Annotated in this window: 17 protein-coding genes; 16 read left to right on the top strand and 1 reads right to left on the bottom strand. The window is 39.9% G+C overall.

Going from position 1 to position 16,441, the window contains the following annotated elements:
- The first annotated feature begins 37 nt into the window (after positions 1–37).
- The 11 genes from MKY45_RS17640 to MKY45_RS17590 all read left to right on the top strand — a co-directional run bounded on the left by MKY45_RS17640 (position 38) and on the right by MKY45_RS17590 (position 11,716).
- Positions 38–880, top strand: coding sequence for a fumarate hydratase (locus MKY45_RS17640; RefSeq protein WP_339233693.1), 843 nt, complete (start codon positions 38–40; stop codon positions 878–880).
- A 28-nt stretch (positions 881–908) separates the two neighbouring features.
- The gene (locus MKY45_RS17635) at positions 909–1,472 is read left to right on the top strand and encodes a Fe-S-containing hydro-lyase (RefSeq protein WP_341173158.1); all 564 of its coding nucleotides are present in this window, start codon (positions 909–911) and stop codon (positions 1,470–1,472) included.
- An 83-nt stretch (positions 1,473–1,555) separates the two neighbouring features.
- Positions 1,556–1,942: a VOC family protein gene (locus MKY45_RS17630; RefSeq protein WP_042530463.1), complete on the top strand. Its 387-nt coding sequence runs from the start codon at positions 1,556–1,558 to the stop codon at positions 1,940–1,942.
- Between the two features lie 550 nt (positions 1,943–2,492).
- Positions 2,493–3,518, top strand: coding sequence for a TAXI family TRAP transporter solute-binding subunit (locus MKY45_RS17625; RefSeq protein WP_042530465.1), 1,026 nt, complete (start codon positions 2,493–2,495; stop codon positions 3,516–3,518).
- 316 nt (positions 3,519–3,834) lie between these two features.
- Positions 3,835–5,856 carry a TRAP transporter permease gene (locus MKY45_RS17620; protein WP_341173157.1) on the top strand — a complete coding sequence of 674 codons (2,022 nt, stop codon included), beginning with the start codon at positions 3,835–3,837 and terminating at the stop codon, positions 5,854–5,856.
- Between the two features lie 106 nt (positions 5,857–5,962).
- Complete coding sequence (locus MKY45_RS17615) at positions 5,963–7,405, top strand: SLC13 family permease (RefSeq protein ID WP_042530467.1); 1,443 nt, start codon at positions 5,963–5,965, stop codon at positions 7,403–7,405.
- A gap of 523 nt (positions 7,406–7,928) precedes the next feature.
- Positions 7,929–8,720 carry a sirohydrochlorin chelatase gene (locus tag MKY45_RS17610; protein ID WP_341173156.1) on the top strand — a complete coding sequence of 264 codons (792 nt, stop codon included), beginning with the start codon at positions 7,929–7,931 and terminating at the stop codon, positions 8,718–8,720.
- Positions 8,638–9,126, top strand: coding sequence for a precorrin-2 dehydrogenase/sirohydrochlorin ferrochelatase family protein (locus MKY45_RS17605; RefSeq protein ID WP_084612863.1), 489 nt, complete (start codon positions 8,638–8,640; stop codon positions 9,124–9,126). The genes MKY45_RS17610 and MKY45_RS17605 overlap by 83 nt, the downstream gene beginning before the upstream one ends.
- Entirely contained in the window at positions 9,123–9,935 is an 813-nt protein-coding gene (locus MKY45_RS17600) for a formate/nitrite transporter family protein (RefSeq protein ID WP_042530469.1), read from the top strand. Before MKY45_RS17605 ends, MKY45_RS17600 begins: the two co-directional genes overlap by 4 nt.
- 231 nt (positions 9,936–10,166) lie before the next feature.
- The gene (tnpB, locus tag MKY45_RS17595) at positions 10,167–11,339 is read left to right on the top strand and encodes an IS200/IS605 family element RNA-guided endonuclease TnpB (RefSeq protein WP_341173155.1); all 1,173 of its coding nucleotides are present in this window, start codon (positions 10,167–10,169) and stop codon (positions 11,337–11,339) included.
- Positions 11,340–11,422: 83 nt separating this feature from the next.
- Complete coding sequence (locus tag MKY45_RS17590) at positions 11,423–11,716, top strand: hypothetical protein (RefSeq protein ID WP_341173154.1); 294 nt, start codon at positions 11,423–11,425, stop codon at positions 11,714–11,716.
- A gap of 70 nt (positions 11,717–11,786) precedes the next feature.
- Here MKY45_RS17590 and MKY45_RS17585 read toward each other — a convergent pair whose 3' ends face one another.
- Positions 11,787–12,068: a hypothetical protein gene (locus tag MKY45_RS17585; RefSeq protein ID WP_341173153.1), complete on the bottom strand. Its 282-nt coding sequence runs from the start codon at positions 12,066–12,068 to the stop codon at positions 11,787–11,789.
- A 345-nt stretch (positions 12,069–12,413) separates the two neighbouring features.
- Between MKY45_RS17585 and rfbA the strand changes: the two genes are divergently transcribed.
- From rfbA to MKY45_RS17560, 5 genes are all read left to right on the top strand, one after another.
- Positions 12,414–13,346, top strand: coding sequence for a glucose-1-phosphate thymidylyltransferase RfbA (gene rfbA, locus MKY45_RS17580; RefSeq protein ID WP_193063530.1), 933 nt, complete (start codon positions 12,414–12,416; stop codon positions 13,344–13,346).
- Positions 13,339–14,367 carry a dTDP-glucose 4,6-dehydratase gene (gene rfbB, locus MKY45_RS17575; RefSeq protein ID WP_193063532.1) on the top strand — a complete coding sequence of 343 codons (1,029 nt, stop codon included), beginning with the start codon at positions 13,339–13,341 and terminating at the stop codon, positions 14,365–14,367. Before rfbA ends, rfbB begins: the two co-directional genes overlap by 8 nt.
- Positions 14,343–15,329 carry a glycosyltransferase family 2 protein gene (locus tag MKY45_RS17570; RefSeq protein ID WP_226894828.1) on the top strand — a complete coding sequence of 329 codons (987 nt, stop codon included), beginning with the start codon at positions 14,343–14,345 and terminating at the stop codon, positions 15,327–15,329. Before rfbB ends, MKY45_RS17570 begins: the two co-directional genes overlap by 25 nt.
- The gene (locus MKY45_RS17565) at positions 15,326–16,006 is read left to right on the top strand and encodes a GNAT family N-acetyltransferase (protein WP_193063536.1); all 681 of its coding nucleotides are present in this window, start codon (positions 15,326–15,328) and stop codon (positions 16,004–16,006) included. Before MKY45_RS17570 ends, MKY45_RS17565 begins: the two co-directional genes overlap by 4 nt.
- 78 nt (positions 16,007–16,084) lie before the next feature.
- Positions 16,085–16,441 carry an EamA family transporter gene (locus MKY45_RS17560; protein WP_042530485.1) on the top strand — a complete coding sequence of 119 codons (357 nt, stop codon included), beginning with the start codon at positions 16,085–16,087 and terminating at the stop codon, positions 16,439–16,441.

Raw genomic sequence — 16,441 nt, 5'->3', positions numbered from 1 at the left:
CGAAACCGGATTGAAAATAAAAAGGAGTGGCTTGCTCTTGAGACAAATTCATTACCAAGAGATTGTTGATCGTGTAAAAGAGCTCTGTCAGGAAGCGAATTATGATTTAGGGCAGGATGTTATCCAGGCGTTTGAGCAAGCAGTTCAAACAGAATCCTCAGATATAGGTAAAGGTGTGCTGACACAATTAATTGAAAATGCCAATATTGCCAGTGAAAATCGTGTTCCAATGTGTCAGGACACGGGCGTTTCCGTATTTATTGTAAAGCTTGGACAGGATTGTCATATTGCAGGCGGCAGCTTATATCAGGCAATTAATGAAGGGGTTAAACAAGGGTATGAAGAGGGGTACTTGCGGTATTCGATTGTGGATGACCCTTTAAGCAGAAAAAATACGGGAGACAATACACCTGCTGTGATTCATATTGAATTAACAGAAGGAGACAAATTAGAAATTCAAATGACTGCGAAAGGCGGCGGAGCAGAAAATATGAGTGCACTTAAAATGCTTACACCAAGTGATGGGCTGGAGGGAGTAAAAAACTTTATTCTGGATACGGTAAAGCATGCCGGGCCGAATGCTTGTCCGCCTTTAGTGGTAGGGATTGGCATTGGCGGAAATTTTGAAAGCTGTGCGTATCTGGCTAAAAAGTCTTTATTTAAACCAGTTGGAGAACGGCATACGGAGAGAGAAATTGCTCAATTGGAAGAAGAATTAATTCAATCGATTAATGCATTAGGAATCGGACCTCAAGGGTTAGGCGGCAATACAACGACATTAGATGTAAAGATTGAAACAGCCCCTTGTCATATTGCTGCTTTGCCAGTCGCTGTTAATTTAAATTGCCATGCAAGCAGACATAAGCATTTGGTTATCTGATTCGTTATTTTTACTTAGGAGGGAGCGTATGGTTCCGAAAAAAATACGTGTGCCATTTCAAGATGAAACAATCATCCAATCACTGCAGGCCGGGGATCAGGTATTGCTGACCGGCACCATTTTTACTGCGAGAGATGCTGCGCATAAACGGATGGCAGAGCAATTGGAGAAGGGAGAAAAACTTCCTGTAGATTTAACCAATCAGGTTATTTACTATGTTGGCCCGACTCCGGCACGAGAGGGAGAAGTTATTGGATCGGCCGGGCCGACAACCAGCAGCAGGATGGATAAGTATACACCATCTCTGCTTGAAAAAGGATTAAAAGGAATGGTTGGAAAGGGTTACCGCAGTCAGGAAGTGATAGATGCCATTTCTGCTAATCAGGCTGTTTACTTTGCCGCAATAGGCGGATCAGGAGCTTTATTAGCCAAGCGCATCCGAGCTGTTGAATTAGTAGCATATGAAGACTTAGGTACGGAAGCAATCCGGAAATTAGAAGTAGAAGATTTCCCTTGTATGGTTATTAATGATGCAGAGGGAAGGGATTGGTATAAGGAATCACAAGCTGCATTTAAAAGCAGTGCCGAATGATTTGGCGTTAGTCGGTTTAATTGGCCAGGAAATCTTTAGCTGCTCTTGAAGCATGTATTTAAATAGAAAAAAAGAAGGATGCAATGAAAATTTCTAAATTAGATCATTTAGTGCTGACTGTAAAGAATATGGATAAAACCTGTGCATTTTACAGCCAGGTTCTAGGAATGGAAGTTATTACATTTGGAGAGGGAAGAAAAGCACTGCGTTTTGGGGGACAGAAAATAAATCTGCATGAAGCTGGTAAAGAATTTGAACCAAAAGCAAAAACCCCTATGCCTGGCTCGGCTGATTTATGTTTTATCACCGATGTGCCGATTTCAGATGTGATAGAGCATTTGAAGAGTTATGAAGTGATAGTTGAAGAAGGTCCGGTAAAAAGAACAGGAGCTTTAGGAGCGATAACTTCTTCTTACATTCGAGATCCGGATAATAATTTAATAGAGATTTCGAATTATATAACCGAATGATTGAAATGGTCCATGAATTGATATGTAAAAGAAATTGATTTTAATTTCATGAAAGGATGAAGGCATATCAAACGGTGCTATAATAAGATTTTCAAGTTAAGTTAATAAAAACAAATAATTCTAAAAATAGTTTACAAAATAGTTATTATGCTCTACAATTAATTGTATCCAGTTCTACAATATCCCGAAAATATTTCCTATAATAATGTAAGCGCTTTATATCATCAATTCTATTTTAGGTATGAATAAAGGGGGAAGTTAATAGAATACCATTTGCATGATGAAGAATGTCGAAATGTTTGAAGAAGTTAATCAAAAAGACCTATTACCTGCGGGCAGTTTTTTGAACATGCAGTTTAAGTAAAGGACGCCTTCTTAGAGACCGCCATCTGATCCTTAGATTTTCTAGAACTGGATTTCAAAGCGGAATAAAATTAAGTTGGAAAATTTATTTCGTAGTACCTTGGAGTTAGCTGATAATGAAGAAGTACGACAGCCAGATTTTTGAGTTTTTTTGACAGAATATTTAAAAATATAAGGGGGATTTCTTATGAAAGGTTTAAAAAAGCTATATCTATTCGCATTTATATTAGGACTTATATTTTTAGCGGCATGTGGGGATGAAGAAGCAAGTGGAGAAGATAATGGAGAGTTTGAAGAAAAAGATTATCCATCTACGGTAACTATTGGGACAGCTTCACAAGGCGGAACCTATTACATTTGGGGAGGCGGCTTAGCTACATTGCTGGAAAATCATCTGGATGTTACGTCAAATGTAGAAGTAACAGGCGGACCAGTACACAATATTCAACTTTTGGATGTGGACGATGTTCAACTTGGCATGGTTACAACCGGACCATTGTTTGAAGGATATTATAATGAGGGGGATTGGGCTGAAAAAGAATATGATGATATTCGTGTTATCTTCCCAATGTATGATACACCGTTCCATTGGTGGTCCAGCGCAGATTCTGACGTCACAAGCATTACAGAACATGAAGGAGAGCGGGTTGGTATAGGCCCTTCCGGCGGTACACCGGGCACATATAATCCATTGATTTATGATGCGCTTGGTATTGAAACAGGTGAACAGGTTGCAGCAGGAGCAAGTGATTTAGCATCTCAAATGCTTGACGGGCAGTTAGATCATATTGGTTTTTCAGCAGGAATGCCAATTGCTGCGGTAACAGAGGTAGAAACACAGATGGATATTAACATTTATGGTATCGATGGGGAAGAACGTGAAACAGTAAAAGAAGCACTGCCTTATTTCGAGGATTTTGTCATTCCGGCCGGTACGTATGATTCCTTGGATAGTGATGAGGAGACCATAGCTCAGTTTAATTTTGGTGTTGTTCAAAAAGATGCGAATGAGGAATTTGTCTATGATTTGGTGAAAGCATATCATGAGAATATTGATCAAATGATTTCTACCCACGCATCAGCTCAAGAATCTGAAGATCCGGAAACAATTCTGAGAAATGAAGAGTATCCGATGCATCCTGGAGCAATTCGCTATTATGAGGAGATTGGTATTGAACTTCCAGAAGCTGTTTATCCGCCCGAGTGGGAATAAATGCGGGCGAGGAAAAGGAAAATATGAATTTTATTTATTGACACAATGATAACTAGCCTTTGTTATAGCAAATCTTAAACACGCTTTTATTGTAATAAGGTTTAAAACAATGATGAATTGGATGAAAGCGTTTTATCGGAAGGGTTAATTCGCTTAAATAAAACAGCGGGAGAAGGGTACTTCATATACATGAAGGGATGGTGGGGCCTCCAAGTCCCACCTATATCCCTGCTCAATAGATAATATCCATTTGAATAAAAAGCTATCATAAAGTTTCAATATTATCATTTCGGCGTGTTAACAAGGAGGGCAATATATGTCAAAAGAGAAAAAACAAAAAAATTGGAATAAAGAAGGTGAAAAGCAGGTAGAAAAAAAAGAGGAAAACGAAAATAAAAAAATAGATACCACGCTTGGAGAAGATGAGATAGAAACTTCAGAGCAGATACGAAATCTATCTGGATTTGTACGCTACCTGTTTTTAGCTATTGCTGTTATTGGAGCACTCTATCATTTGTATATACTTAATTTTAATCCAATTGACCCTTGGGTATTCCGAAGTACGCATCTGGCTTTTGGCACAGTACTTGCCTTAATGCTTTACAAAGGCTGGAAGACAAAGTCAAATAAAGTGTCTATTATAGATTGGCTGCTTATTGCAGTTGCTATTTTCGTTGCTTTATATATTTATATCAATTTGAGTCAGCTTGTCTTTCGGTTTGGAGTAGCGCCTACTACGATGGACTTTATTGTTGCAGCTCTTGGTTTATTGTTAGTTTTAGAAATAACTCGTCGGGCGAGCGGCTGGATTTTACCTATATTGGCGTTTGTGTTTATTCTGTATTCTTTTGCAGGACCGTATTTGCCAGGGATTTTAAATCATAATGGTTATTCATTGGAGAGGTTCGCAACATATGTATATGGTTTAGATGGGGTATTTGGGGTAACGACAGATGTCTCCTCCAAATATATTATTCTTTTTATCATCTTTGGCGCATTCTTGCAAATGTCTGGTGTCGGCCAGTATTTTATTGATGTAGCCTTCAGGATAGCAGGCGGACTCAGAGGCGGGCCGGCAAAGGTTGCTGTGGTTTCTTCGGGTCTCATGGGGATGATAAACGGAACTTCAGCAGGTAATGTTGTTGCGACTGGATCTTTGACAATACCTCTGATGAGAAAGACTGGATACCGCCCCATGTTTGCCGCAGCAACAGAAGCAACTGCCTCCTCAGGGGGTCAGCTGCTGCCGCCGATTATGGGAGCTGGCGCATTTTTGATGGCGGAAATTACTGGAATGCCTTATTCAAGTATTATTATAGCGGCAACCATTCCAGCGATTTTATATTTTGTGTCCGTTTATTTTATGGTAGATTTCCAGGCTGTGAAAAGTGGAATGGTTGGTTTATCTCGGGACCGGCTGCCTAACTTAAAAAAATTAATGAAGAAATTCTATCTATTTACGCCAGTAGTTTTATTAATCTATCTGTTAGTAAATGGATTTTCTGTAATCTTTGCAGGTACTGTTGGAATCGTGGCTTGTTTTATTTTAAGTCTATTTAGTAAAGAAAATAGAATGGGTCTGATGAAGATCTTAGAAGCACTAGAATTAGGCATGAAAAATGCCATTCAACTGATTGCCATTGTAGCTACAGCCGGGATTATTGTGGGTGTCATCGCGTTAACGGGGGTTGGTCAGCGATTTAGTTCGATGCTGCTTACGATAGCAGATAATAATCTTCTTATCGCTTTAATTTTTGCCATGACCATTTCTATTATTCTAGGCATGGGGATGCCGACAACAGCGGCTTATGCTGTCGCCGCTTCTGTAATTGCCCCGGGATTAGTGAATCTAGGAATAGAACCGATTATTGCACATATGTTTGTCTTCTATTATGCTGTTATTTCTGCCATTACACCGCCAGTTGCGCTGGCAGCATTTGCAGCGGCTGGTATATCAGGGACAGATCCTATGAAAACAAGTGTAGAAGCATTTAAAATTGGACTTGCTGCCTTTATTGTGCCGTTTATGTTTTTCTTCAGCCCAGAATTATTGCTGGAAAGCGGGACAACCGGCTCCATTATCCTGGCGGTTATTACAGCATTGATAGGAGTATATTTATTATCTGCTGCTGTTCAGGGATGGTTTTTTGGAAAAACGGCCAGCTGGTATAGCCGAATCATTCTTTTAGGTGCAGCAATTATGTTTATGCTTTCCGGGATTCAGACAGATGTGATTGGGATTATTCTTACAATTGCATTAATAGGTATTCAAAAGTTTATTAATAAGTCTGACCCTCGGCAAGCTGTGACACATGAAGATATCAGTGCCTCATCTTGACTAGTAAATTGGAAATCCGTACTGTTATGGTATGGATTTCCTGTTAAAATAGTTTTTAGCTCATTGAGATAGGAAAAATTAAAATGATAAAAAGAAGGCTGCTCTTATGTTATTCAGGAAAAAAACGAACCAACCAAGAGGTCGAATCCATGTAAATGGAAAAATTATAACGTTTTTGATATCTACGATTATTTTTATCGGCTTATTGATTTTTTTGCCGGCAGAGATTCCCTGGTCTGCAAAAGCTACAATCAGCATCATGGTGTATGGAATTTTGTTATGGGCTTTTGAGTCCCTTCCGCTTGGAATGACATCTGTTCTTACCATGGTATTATTACTATTTTTACACGCTGTCTCCATTGATGTTGTCTTAAGCGGCTTCGGGTCTCCGGCGGTATTTTTAATTGTGGCTGGCATGATGATTGCCAAAGGAGTAAACGAAACTTCTTTGATGGACAGGATTACTTACATATTGCTGGCTAAGTGGGGAGCTTCAGCTAAAGGGATTTTTATGGGCTTGTTTTTACTTATGCAAATCCAGGCTTTTTTTATACCTGCAACTGCAGTGCGCGCCTCGCTGATGGTTCCAGTTGTTCTGTCTATTTTGAAATCCGTAGGTGCGAAAAAGGGGAGCAACTTTAGCAAGCTGATGCTGGTAGGAACAGCTTATGCAGGGAATGTCAGCGGGACAGCCATTTTAACAGCAGCTATCGGGAATATTTTGACCATCGAAATTTTACAATTATATACAGGGCGCACCCTATCGTATTTAGACTGGCTGTTATATGCTTTTCCAATATGGACTTTATTAATTATCGTTATTCCGTATATTGTTTGGAAATGCTACCCGCCTGAAAATTTTTCTTTTGAAACCTTATCGAACGAAATGAAACAGAAAAAGAAAGAATTAGGGAGGATAAACGGTGCAGAACTGAAATGTATGATTATCCTGTTGGTAACAGTTATTCTCTGGATGACAGAGCCGCTCCATGGCTATCACCCCACCGTCCCGGCTTTAATGGCGGTCGTTTTAATGGCAATGCCTAAAATAGGTTTTGTAGAATGGCGGAAGCTGGTCGGTGTCAATTTTGATTTAGTTCTATTAATTGGAGCAACGCTCTCTTTAGGTTTCGCCTTAATTGAATCCGGAGCCATTGAAATCCTGGAGGTGCTGATTACCTCGGAACAAATCGTAAATATATTTGCGAATCCATGGCTCGCGATACTTATCGTTATTTTAATATCGCAGCTTTACCATTTAGGGGTTACGAATGTATCAACAGCGGTAGTTACATTACTTCCTGTGCTTATCAGTCTGTCGTTTCAGGCAAATCTTGATCCGGTAGTGATTGCTTTTACTTCTGCACTAACCATTTTATTCGGATATGTGTTAATTGTAGAAACGATGCCCAACGTTGTCGTTCACGGAACCGGAATGATAAATCAACAGGACTTTTACCTGCCTGGTTTATTATCCACGCTTGCCAGCACGCTCATAACGCTTCTTGTTGCTTTTACGTGGTGGAAATGGCTGGGGTTTTGGCCTTAAATGTTCCTGTATGAGAATGTATTTATTATCCGCAAATAGATGATTTGCATTGTATTTCGACAGGGAAGAAATGCTTCTTTCCTGCCGAATATATGAAACACGATGTTAAACATATCTGTGTCCCGGAAATCAGAATGAAGCATCTTGCTTGTTTGGCAGCTGGCATTTTCCGCTGATTCACCCAACATTACTAAACCAGACACAAACTGTTCAAAAAATCAACGCAATTCAAAAATAGAATGTGCTACACTAACAGTGAGGGAGTTATTCTCTGGAAAGAAAAACTGGAAGGTATCTTTTTTTTAACTACATTTGTGAATTTATTCACAAATAATTTTACAGATTTAATAATGTATAAAGAATGTAAGGAATAAGCGAAATGATCTTGGCGGGACGTGTAATCGCTGCTAAAAAGCAGGTTGATAAATGTGAGAATATTAGAATACATGATGTAACAAAGATTCTATAAAACTGGAGAAGCGGATACAGCCAAAAATAAATCGAATAAATGGGAGGGATACACATGTTTGATGCAGTGGTTTATATTGGTCATGGAAGCCGTTGTGAAGAAGGAGAAGCTCAGTTTAAGAGATTTATTGAATCTGTGAAGGAGGAGGTTGCTTCTCCAAACCAGGAAATAGCTTTTTTGGAATTAATCGCTCCGACCATTGCAGAGACAATGAAAAAGTTAATTGCTGATGGGGCAAAGCGGTTTTTGATTGTGCCTGTTCTTCTTTTTTCAGCAATTCAACACCAATTGGATATTCCGGAGGAGCTGCGTGCGGTTCAAAGGAAATATCCCTTTATTTCGTTTGAAATCTCGGAGCCGTTTGGAACGCATCCATATATGGTTGATCTTGTGGTGAAACGTATCGAAGCTGAAAAAAATGAAAAGGATACAGCAATTATGCTTGTTGGCGGCGGGAGCAGTCATCTCAGGCCTATTCAAGAGCTGCAGCAGATTGGAAAGAGCGTTGAGCAGAAATTGGATATTCCGGTGTATACAGCATTCCTGCAGCTGGGGAAACCCAGCCTGGAAGAAACATTGGAATTTCTTCCTTATCGATATAAAAAAGTTTATGTGATGCCATATTTGTTATTTACTGGTCTGCAGCTTGAAAAAATAGAACAGATTGTTTTCTCTTCAAAGGATACTTTTGTTATTTGCCCAAACTTAGAATTTGATGAGCTGATGAAAAAAACGTTAATCAAGCGAATGGAGGAAGCGTGTGATGGAGAAGATGTATCCGGTGATGATGAACCTCGACAGAAAAAGGGTGGCAATTATCGGGGGCGGGGAGACAGCTCTGCGTAAGGCAAAAGAACTGGCAGGAACAGGAGCCAAAATCACCGTAATCAGTCCGGGGATACGGGAGGAGCTATTTAAAATGCATGATGTGGTCTGGAAGCAGAAAAAATTTGAAGCACAAGACATAAAAAATGCACATCTCATTTTTGCGGCAACGGATAATCAAGCAGTCAACGCGTATGTTTGCCGATGTGCGGCAGATAACCAGTGGGTCCATGATACAAGTCAAAATGAGCTATCTAATTTTATTGCTTTAGCAGGACTCAGTCAGGAAAAATTGACAGTGGCACTTTCAACATCTGACGCCGGCCTGGTACTTACCAAAGAGTTGAAAGAGAAGCTGGAAAAACAGGATAGAAGTAGGACTGAGAATGCGATAGAATGGGATGCAAAGAGGAGGAACAAAAAATGATGGAGACCATAACCACTTTCAGTAACACAGCTGTTTCCAAGGTAAAACAATTGAATCATAGTAAAAGCAAATATCTCATCATGACGATGCTGGCAGGATTTTTTGTCGGTCTAGGAATTATTTTAATTTTTACTATCGGCGGGATGCTTGCTCCGACAGAGTTTGCCGGAACATCGATTGTCATGGGTGTTTCCTTTGGGATTGCTTTGAGTCTGGTCATTATGGCCGGATCTGACTTGTTTACGGGAAATAATATGATAATGACAATTGGCTTTTTAACAAAGAAAACAAGGGTTTTAGATGTGCTGCGGATATGGGTATTCAGTTATTTTGGCAACTTTGCCGGGTCTATTGTTGTAGCTGGATTATTCTTTTATTCGGGATTGGCTACGGGAGGAACGGCAGATTTCATTATTTCCTCTGCAAGCGCCAAGATGAGCGGACCATTTATGGAGCTGTTTGTTCGCGGGATTCTCTGTAATATTCTGGTCTGTCTGGCCGTCTGGTGCTCTGTTAAATTAAAGGATGAAACAGCAAAGCTCATCATGATTTTCTGGTGTTTATTCGCTTTTATCACATCTGGCTTTGAGCATAGTGTGGCAAATATGACTGTGCTGTCAACTGCTTTAATGATCCCGCATCCGGAAACAATTACTTTTGCAGGTCTTGCTGCTAACTTGATTCCGGTATCCCTTGGAAATCTTGTCGGCGGGGCAGTTTTCATTGGTGCAGCTTATTGGTATGGAATAACAGAGAAAAAATCAACTTTGCAGTCAGCTGCGGATAAGAAATACAAGAGGGAAGCATAGATAGATGTTGAATAAAAGGTATGTTGCTCTTTAAGAGATGAGCGTCATGCCTTTTATTTATCAAAAAAAGGAGGGAAAACTCCCTCTTCAAGTGCGTAGAGGTAAGGGGGAGGTGAATTTCCTATGCACAAAAGCTTGCTTTAGAGTGTCTCAATTGTTCAACATCGAATCGAACAAACGTTCCAAAAATATCCTTCTTCTGATATAATAGACAGGAGGAGGTAAGAAGCCATGAAAGTAAAAAAAGCATTTCGTTTTCGTATCTATCCGAACAAAAAACAAATCACCTTCATCCATAAGACAATCGGCTGCTCCCGCTTTGTCTACAACTATTTTACAGGAAAACAAAAAGAAAAAGACCACTATTGGCATACGGTGAATGAAATGGTACAAAACGGACAGCTTCTTCAAAATAATTGGAAGAGCGAATTTTTCAATAAAAATAAGGCAATCAAAGCGGTTCCAGAATTGAAGAAAACCTATCCCTTCCTCAAAGAAGTCGATAGTATTGCCCTTCAAAAAGCTGTTGAAAACGTGAATGATTCCTATACACGTTATTACAAGAAACAGAACAAGGCTCCTCGTTTTAAATCAAAGAAGAACCCTATTCAATCGTATACAACCAAACATGTCAATGGAAATATTGCTGTATTGGATAAACATATCAAACTGCCCAAACTCGGGCTTGTCCGTTTTGCCAAAAGTCGGGAAGTGGAAGGGCGTATTATCAATGTAACAGTTAGGCGCAACGCATCAGGAAAATACTTTGTTTCGATTGTGGCGGAAACGGAAGTTAAGCACTATGAAAAAACAGGTTCCTCTGTAGGCGTCGATGTCGGATTAACCGATTTTGCAACCCTTTCCGATGGGACGGTGTATGAAAATCCAAGGTTTTTCCGGACATTAGAAAAAAAGCTGGCAAAAGCGCAGGTGATTCTTTCAAGGCGACAGGTGGGCTCGTCGAATTGGCAGAAACAAAAACGAAAAGTAGCCCGGCTTCACGAAAAAATTGCTAATAAAAGAAAAGACATGTTAGATAAAATCTCCACCGAGATAATCAAAAACCACGATATCATCGGAATAGAAGATTTGTCTGTGATAAACATGTTGAAAAATCATAATCTTGCGAAAGCGATTAGCGATGTATCCTGGTCAACGTTCCGAACGATGCTGGAATATAAAGCGGCCTGGTATGGAAAGCAGGTTGTTGTAGTTTCGAAAAGCTATCCATCCAGTCAGTTATGTTCTCATTGTGGACACCAAAACAAAGACGTTAAAAACCTTGCTTTGCGTGCATGGACGTGTGATAGCTGTCAATGCCATCATCAAAGAGATATTAACGCAAGCAGGAATCTTCGTAAAGAAGCATTACGAATAACCGCAGGGACTGCGGGGCTAGCCTAATCCATAACTGACCAATGGGTTGGTGTTCTTAGGAATCTCCTACTTCAAGCAGCCTATAAGGTTGATAAGTGGGGGTAGTTCAATTGGATCAATTTCTTTGGATAGAAGCATTGACTCAAGAAACCTCCGAAGCAACGAAATATTTTAATCAATGGTTTGGGTTTGGTACATCGCCAAAAGACTTTACATCAGAAACACCAGCTTTTGAAGCCTTGAAGAATTTGCTGAGAGACCAGCCCAATGTGATTAAAAAGCAGTATCAGCACCGGTTGACAGAGCAATTTGCACCGATTGATATGGGGAATTATACAATAGAACAGGTTTTAATACGGACGATTTTTCATGAAGGCATGCATTTGCAGGCGAATGGATATTAGGAAATGTATCGCAAAAGAGAAAGATAGCGTTCAACGATAGGCAGGTAAATGTAATACAAAGAGACGCAGCTTATGTGTACAATCCATAGGCTGCGTCATTTTCTATCCATCTATAATTCGATTGTTTTTCTCTCATCGTTTGTGAGTTTCTTAAAGCAGGATATCGCTTTTTTGGCATGGGATAGCCGCATTTTTCCAAATAAGGAATCCGTTTAAAGTGCCAACCCTCAGCTTGCTTCTTTGATAATTTCTCCATTTTCATCAAAACATCGATTGGACTGACATAACCTTTCTCCGTAAGTAACTCAGAGGCATATTTGTATATGTTTTTCTCTAATTGCTGTCTGTTCATTTAAAATCTTCCTTACTTAATCTATTTCTATTTTAGCTATTACTCTAACAGATTTCTGTTTGTAATAGTGCGTTTTAAATTATTCGCATACACATTTTTAGCAAACATAGAGATGGTTTATTATATTAAAAACAGGCACCTGCGATAAAATAAATCCGCATCATTTCCTGTTTCTATACAATTGTGGCAATTTCATGGTAAATCTGCAACAGCTTTTCTATTCACGAAATAAATTTGAAACAAGAATGTAAGTTTACAAAACGGTCTTTAAAGGAATAATGTAGATAATAACAAGACCTATGTTTTAAAAACAATAAAAATATATTTTGATGGAGGGTGTGTATCATGAAAGGAATTATTCTGGCTGGAGGAAGTGGAACACGTCTGTCTCCGAGTACAGATAGTATGAATAAGCACCTGCTGCCTGTTTATGACAAGCCGATGATTTATTATCCGCTATCTGTCTTGATGCTGGGTGGTATTAAAGAAGTGATGATTATTAGTACACCAGAAGATATTGCTCGTTTCGAGACATTACTGGGAGACGGATCGGCATTAGGTATTCAAATTGTCTATAAAGAACAGGCTGAACCAAAAGGAATTCCTGAAGCCTTTATTCTTGCTGAAGAATTCATCGGAAAGGATAATGTTACGCTGATTCTTGCGGATAATATTTTCTATGGCCAAGGGTTTACCACCTTATTGCGGAATGCGATAAAGAACCATCAGCATGCGACTGTATTTGGATATCGGGTTAAAGACCCCGAGCGCTTTGGTGTGGTTGAATTTGATCATCATCAAAAAGCAATTTCGATTGAGGAAAAACCAGATGATCCAAAATCAGACTTTGCCGTAACAGGGCTGTATATATATGATTCCAGAGCAGTGAAGATTGCTAAAAAGCTCAAACCTTCAGAACGAGGGGAATTAGAAATTACCGACTTAAATAAAGAATATTTAAAATGGAATCAGCTTCATGTAGAGCTGTTAGGCAGAGGCTTTGCGTGGATGGATACAGGCACCCAGGAGTCGTTGTTTGATGCAGCGGAATTTATCAAAACGACCCAGCAGCGCCAAGGATTTAAAATTGCCTGCCTGGAAGAGATTGCTTTCTATCTGGGATATATATCAAGAGATGTATTATATGAAAAAGGAAAGTCGATGGAAAAAACCGATTATGGGCAATATTTAATAGAAATTGCCAATCGCAAGCATAGCCAGCAATACTGGGATACCATCGACCATCATCCGATGTTAGGACTGGTTGAAAATGAGTAGGGCTATCTTAATTACTGGCGGAGCTGGCTTTATCGGCTCCAACTTCATCGACTATTACCAGCAGAAATATCCTGATCAGCAATTGATTAATGTAGATAAGCTAACCTATGCCGGCTCTTTAGCTAATTTAACTGAAGTCGAGAATAACGGGAATTATCAATTTATTCATGGCGATATTGCAGATATGAAAACCGTAGCAGCGATTTTCAAAGAGTATGATATTGAAGGGGTTATTCATTTTGCTGCAGAATCCCATGTAGACCGTTCGATTCATGATGCGAGCCCGTTCATCGATACAAATGTCGTTGGTACGTTGAATCTTTTGCAGGCGGCGAGAGCAGATTGGGAGGAAAAAGGAGAGCTTGGTGAGCGCAGATTTCATCACATATCCACGGATGAAATTTATGGCTCATTAGGTGAATCTGGAAAATTTACAGAGGACACGCCCTATGACCCAAGAAATCCATACAGCGCATCGAAAGCTGGAGCGAACTTTTTAGTAAAAAGCTTTGGTCATACGTATGGGATGAATGTGATTATTTCCTCCTGCTCGAATAATTATGGACCAAGACAGCATGATGAGAAGCTTCTGCCTACGATTATCCGGCAGGCTTTGGCAAATGAGCCGATACCGATTTACGGGGATGGGAAGAATATCCGTGACTGGCTGTTTGTTGAGGACCACTGCCGAGCAATCGATATGGTTTATCATCAGGGTAAAACGATGGAAACCTATAATGTCGGCGGAAATAATGAACAGGAAAATATCACCATCACCAATGCCGTTTGTTATTTATTAGACGAGCAAAGACCAGATTTACTGCAAAAGTATCGTTTAGCGCATTTTTCTGATTTGATTACCTTTGTGACGGATCGAAAAGGACATGATAAGAGATACGCCATCGATGCAAGTAAAATTCAAAGGGAACTAGGCTGGCAGCCGCAAGTTGATTTAGAGGATGGACTGAGAAAAACTGTGGAATGGTATGTAGCAAAATGGAAAACAAACATACCGATTTGATTTCAGTTGTTGTCCCGGTCTATGGCTGTGAACGCTGCCTTGTCGAGCTCGCAGAACGCATTATTCAAACTATCCAGTCCATTCCGGCAGATTATGAAATCATTATGGTAAATGATGCGAGCCCGGACCATGCCTGGGAAACAATGCTTAAGCTTCATCAGAAAGATAAAAAAATAAAAGGAATTAATTTGTCCCGTAATTTTGGACAGCATCATGCCATCACGGCAGGTCTTGACTTTACCTCAGGAGACTGGGTGGTTGTGATGGATTGTGATTTGCAGGACCGGCCGGAAGAAATTGCTTCGCTGTACGAACGGGCCCAGGACGGCTATGATGTTGTCTTTGCACAGCGCATGCAAAGGCAGGATAAGAATGTAAAAAAACTCACATCAAAAGCCTTCTATAAAGTCTATGATTATTTTACCGGGAAGAAGACAGATGCAACAATCGCCAATTTCAGTATATCCCGAAAAAAAGTAGTGGAGAGCTTTCGTAAGCTGCGCGAGCAAAATCGTTATTTTCCTTTCTTTATTCAATGGATGGGATATCAGCAGACAAAAATAGAAGTACAGCATGATGCCAGAAAAGAAGGAAAGTCCTCCTATCAATTGAAAAAATTATTCGCTTTAGCAACAGATGCGATTGTCTCCCAATCGAATAAACCGCTCCGGCTTTCGATTGGTGTAGGCTTTCTGATGGCATTCGCTTCGTTTATCTATGCGCTGTATTTATTTTCCCGCTATTTCTTTTTGGATGAGCCTGTTCAAGGCTGGACCAGTGTGATGGTGTCCATCTTTTTTATTGGCGGTTTACTATTCTTCCAGCTTGGAATTATTGGTCTCTACCTTGGGAAAATTTTCAACGAAGCGAAGAACCGTCCTATTTATTTAATTAAGGACATAAAAGGGGAAATCCAAAAAAATGAAACGTTAGAAGTGAAACAGGGAGGAAGAGGAAAATGAGTGAATATTTAAAGCCGACGCCTTGGGACAGCCGGAATTTCCCGCTTGATACCTTTCAATTAACCGAATATAGTGAAGCTGCGCTGCAGGCTGCAGCAGATGTCGAGGGGCATTTTACCGTTAAAGTAGATCCGCTGGCTGATAAGGCATTGCTTCACAAATATGGTTTTTATTATGCAGATACATTAATGGAGCCCTATTGTTACCGCAATAAATTTTTAGAAGAAGAAGCTGGAGATGTTACCTTCCATGAAAATTATGATGCAGCTGACATTTTAACGATTGCCGAAGAAGCATTTCAAGGCGGCAGGTATCACCGTGATTTTCATGTTCCGAATGAAATGGCCGATCTCCGCTACCGAAATTGGGTAAAGGACTTGATTGATCAGGAGCTGATTCTTGCTTATAAGCAGGATGGCCGTGTGAAAGGATTCTTTGCTTATCAGGAAGAAAATGTATTGCTTTTAGCAATGCATAAGGACATTCGCGGACAGGGATTTGCTAAACCTTTTACTTCTGCATGCGTCAAAGAGCAATTTGAGCGTACTGGCAGGGAGCAGCTGGTTACATCGATTTCACCCAGCAATCCGGCGTCATTAAATGTTTTCATCGGCTTAGGATTCCGGTTGCGGGCTGGGAAGGATATTTATCATAAGGTGAACGGTTCCTTCTATTAAACAGATACTATTAAACACATATCCATTTATTTTGTATCGCGGTAGAAGTATACAAAGGAATGTCAGGGGGAGAGAGGTTTGGGTTATTTTTATATTGCTGGAACCGTTTTGTTTACCGTTTATGGACAATTAATTATTAAGTGGACAATGGATCGGCAAGGGGAATTGCCGGATGGGCTCTTTGATAAATTTCTATTTTTATTTCAGCTTGTCTGGAACCCCTGGATACTCTCCGGTTTTATTGCTGCTTTCTTAGCGGCATTAAGCTGGATGGCTGCGATGACTAAATTTGATATCAGCTATGCCTATCCATTTATGAGTCTTTCTTTTATTCTTGTTTTTATATTCTCGGTTTTTTTATTTGGAGAACCAATCAGTACACAGAAAATCATCGGCTTTGCTTTTGTAGTAGCAGGTATTCTGATAATGAGGTGA

It is taken from the genome of Oceanobacillus sp. FSL K6-0251 (assembly GCF_038004725.1).
GTDB classification, from domain to species: domain Bacteria; phylum Bacillota; class Bacilli; order Bacillales; family Amphibacillaceae; genus Oceanobacillus; species Oceanobacillus oncorhynchi.
The sequence above is the reverse complement of the archived record's forward strand: the minus strand, read 5'-3'. Positions and strand labels throughout refer to the sequence as shown.

Bases quoted from the DNA above. Each gene is read 5' to 3' on its own strand.
- MKY45_RS17635 (WP_341173158.1), top strand. From the start codon at position 909: ATGGTTCCGAAAAAAATACGTGTGCCATTTCAAGATGAAACAATCATC.
- MKY45_RS17630 (WP_042530463.1), top strand. From the start codon at position 1,556: ATGAAAATTTCTAAATTAGATCATTTAGTGCTGACTGTAAAGAATATG.
- MKY45_RS17625 (WP_042530465.1), top strand. From the start codon at position 2,493: ATGAAAGGTTTAAAAAAGCTATATCTATTCGCATTTATATTAGGACTT.
- MKY45_RS17620 (WP_341173157.1), top strand. From the start codon at position 3,835: ATGTCAAAAGAGAAAAAACAAAAAAATTGGAATAAAGAAGGTGAAAAG.
- MKY45_RS17615 (WP_042530467.1), top strand. From the start codon at position 5,963: ATGTTATTCAGGAAAAAAACGAACCAACCAAGAGGTCGAATCCATGTA.
- MKY45_RS17610 (WP_341173156.1), top strand. From the start codon at position 7,929: ATGTTTGATGCAGTGGTTTATATTGGTCATGGAAGCCGTTGTGAAGAA.
- MKY45_RS17605 (WP_084612863.1), top strand. From the start codon at position 8,638: ATGGAGAAGATGTATCCGGTGATGATGAACCTCGACAGAAAAAGGGTG.
- MKY45_RS17600 (WP_042530469.1), top strand. From the start codon at position 9,123: ATGATGGAGACCATAACCACTTTCAGTAACACAGCTGTTTCCAAGGTA.
- tnpB (WP_341173155.1), top strand. From the start codon at position 10,167: ATGAAAGTAAAAAAAGCATTTCGTTTTCGTATCTATCCGAACAAAAAA.
- MKY45_RS17585 (WP_341173153.1), bottom strand. From the start codon at position 12,068: ATGAACAGACAGCAATTAGAGAAAAACATATACAAATATGCCTCTGAG.
- rfbA (WP_193063530.1), top strand. From the start codon at position 12,414: ATGAAAGGAATTATTCTGGCTGGAGGAAGTGGAACACGTCTGTCTCCG.
- rfbB (WP_193063532.1), top strand. From the start codon at position 13,339: ATGAGTAGGGCTATCTTAATTACTGGCGGAGCTGGCTTTATCGGCTCC.
- MKY45_RS17570 (WP_226894828.1), top strand. From the start codon at position 14,343: ATGGAAAACAAACATACCGATTTGATTTCAGTTGTTGTCCCGGTCTAT.
- MKY45_RS17565 (WP_193063536.1), top strand. From the start codon at position 15,326: ATGAGTGAATATTTAAAGCCGACGCCTTGGGACAGCCGGAATTTCCCG.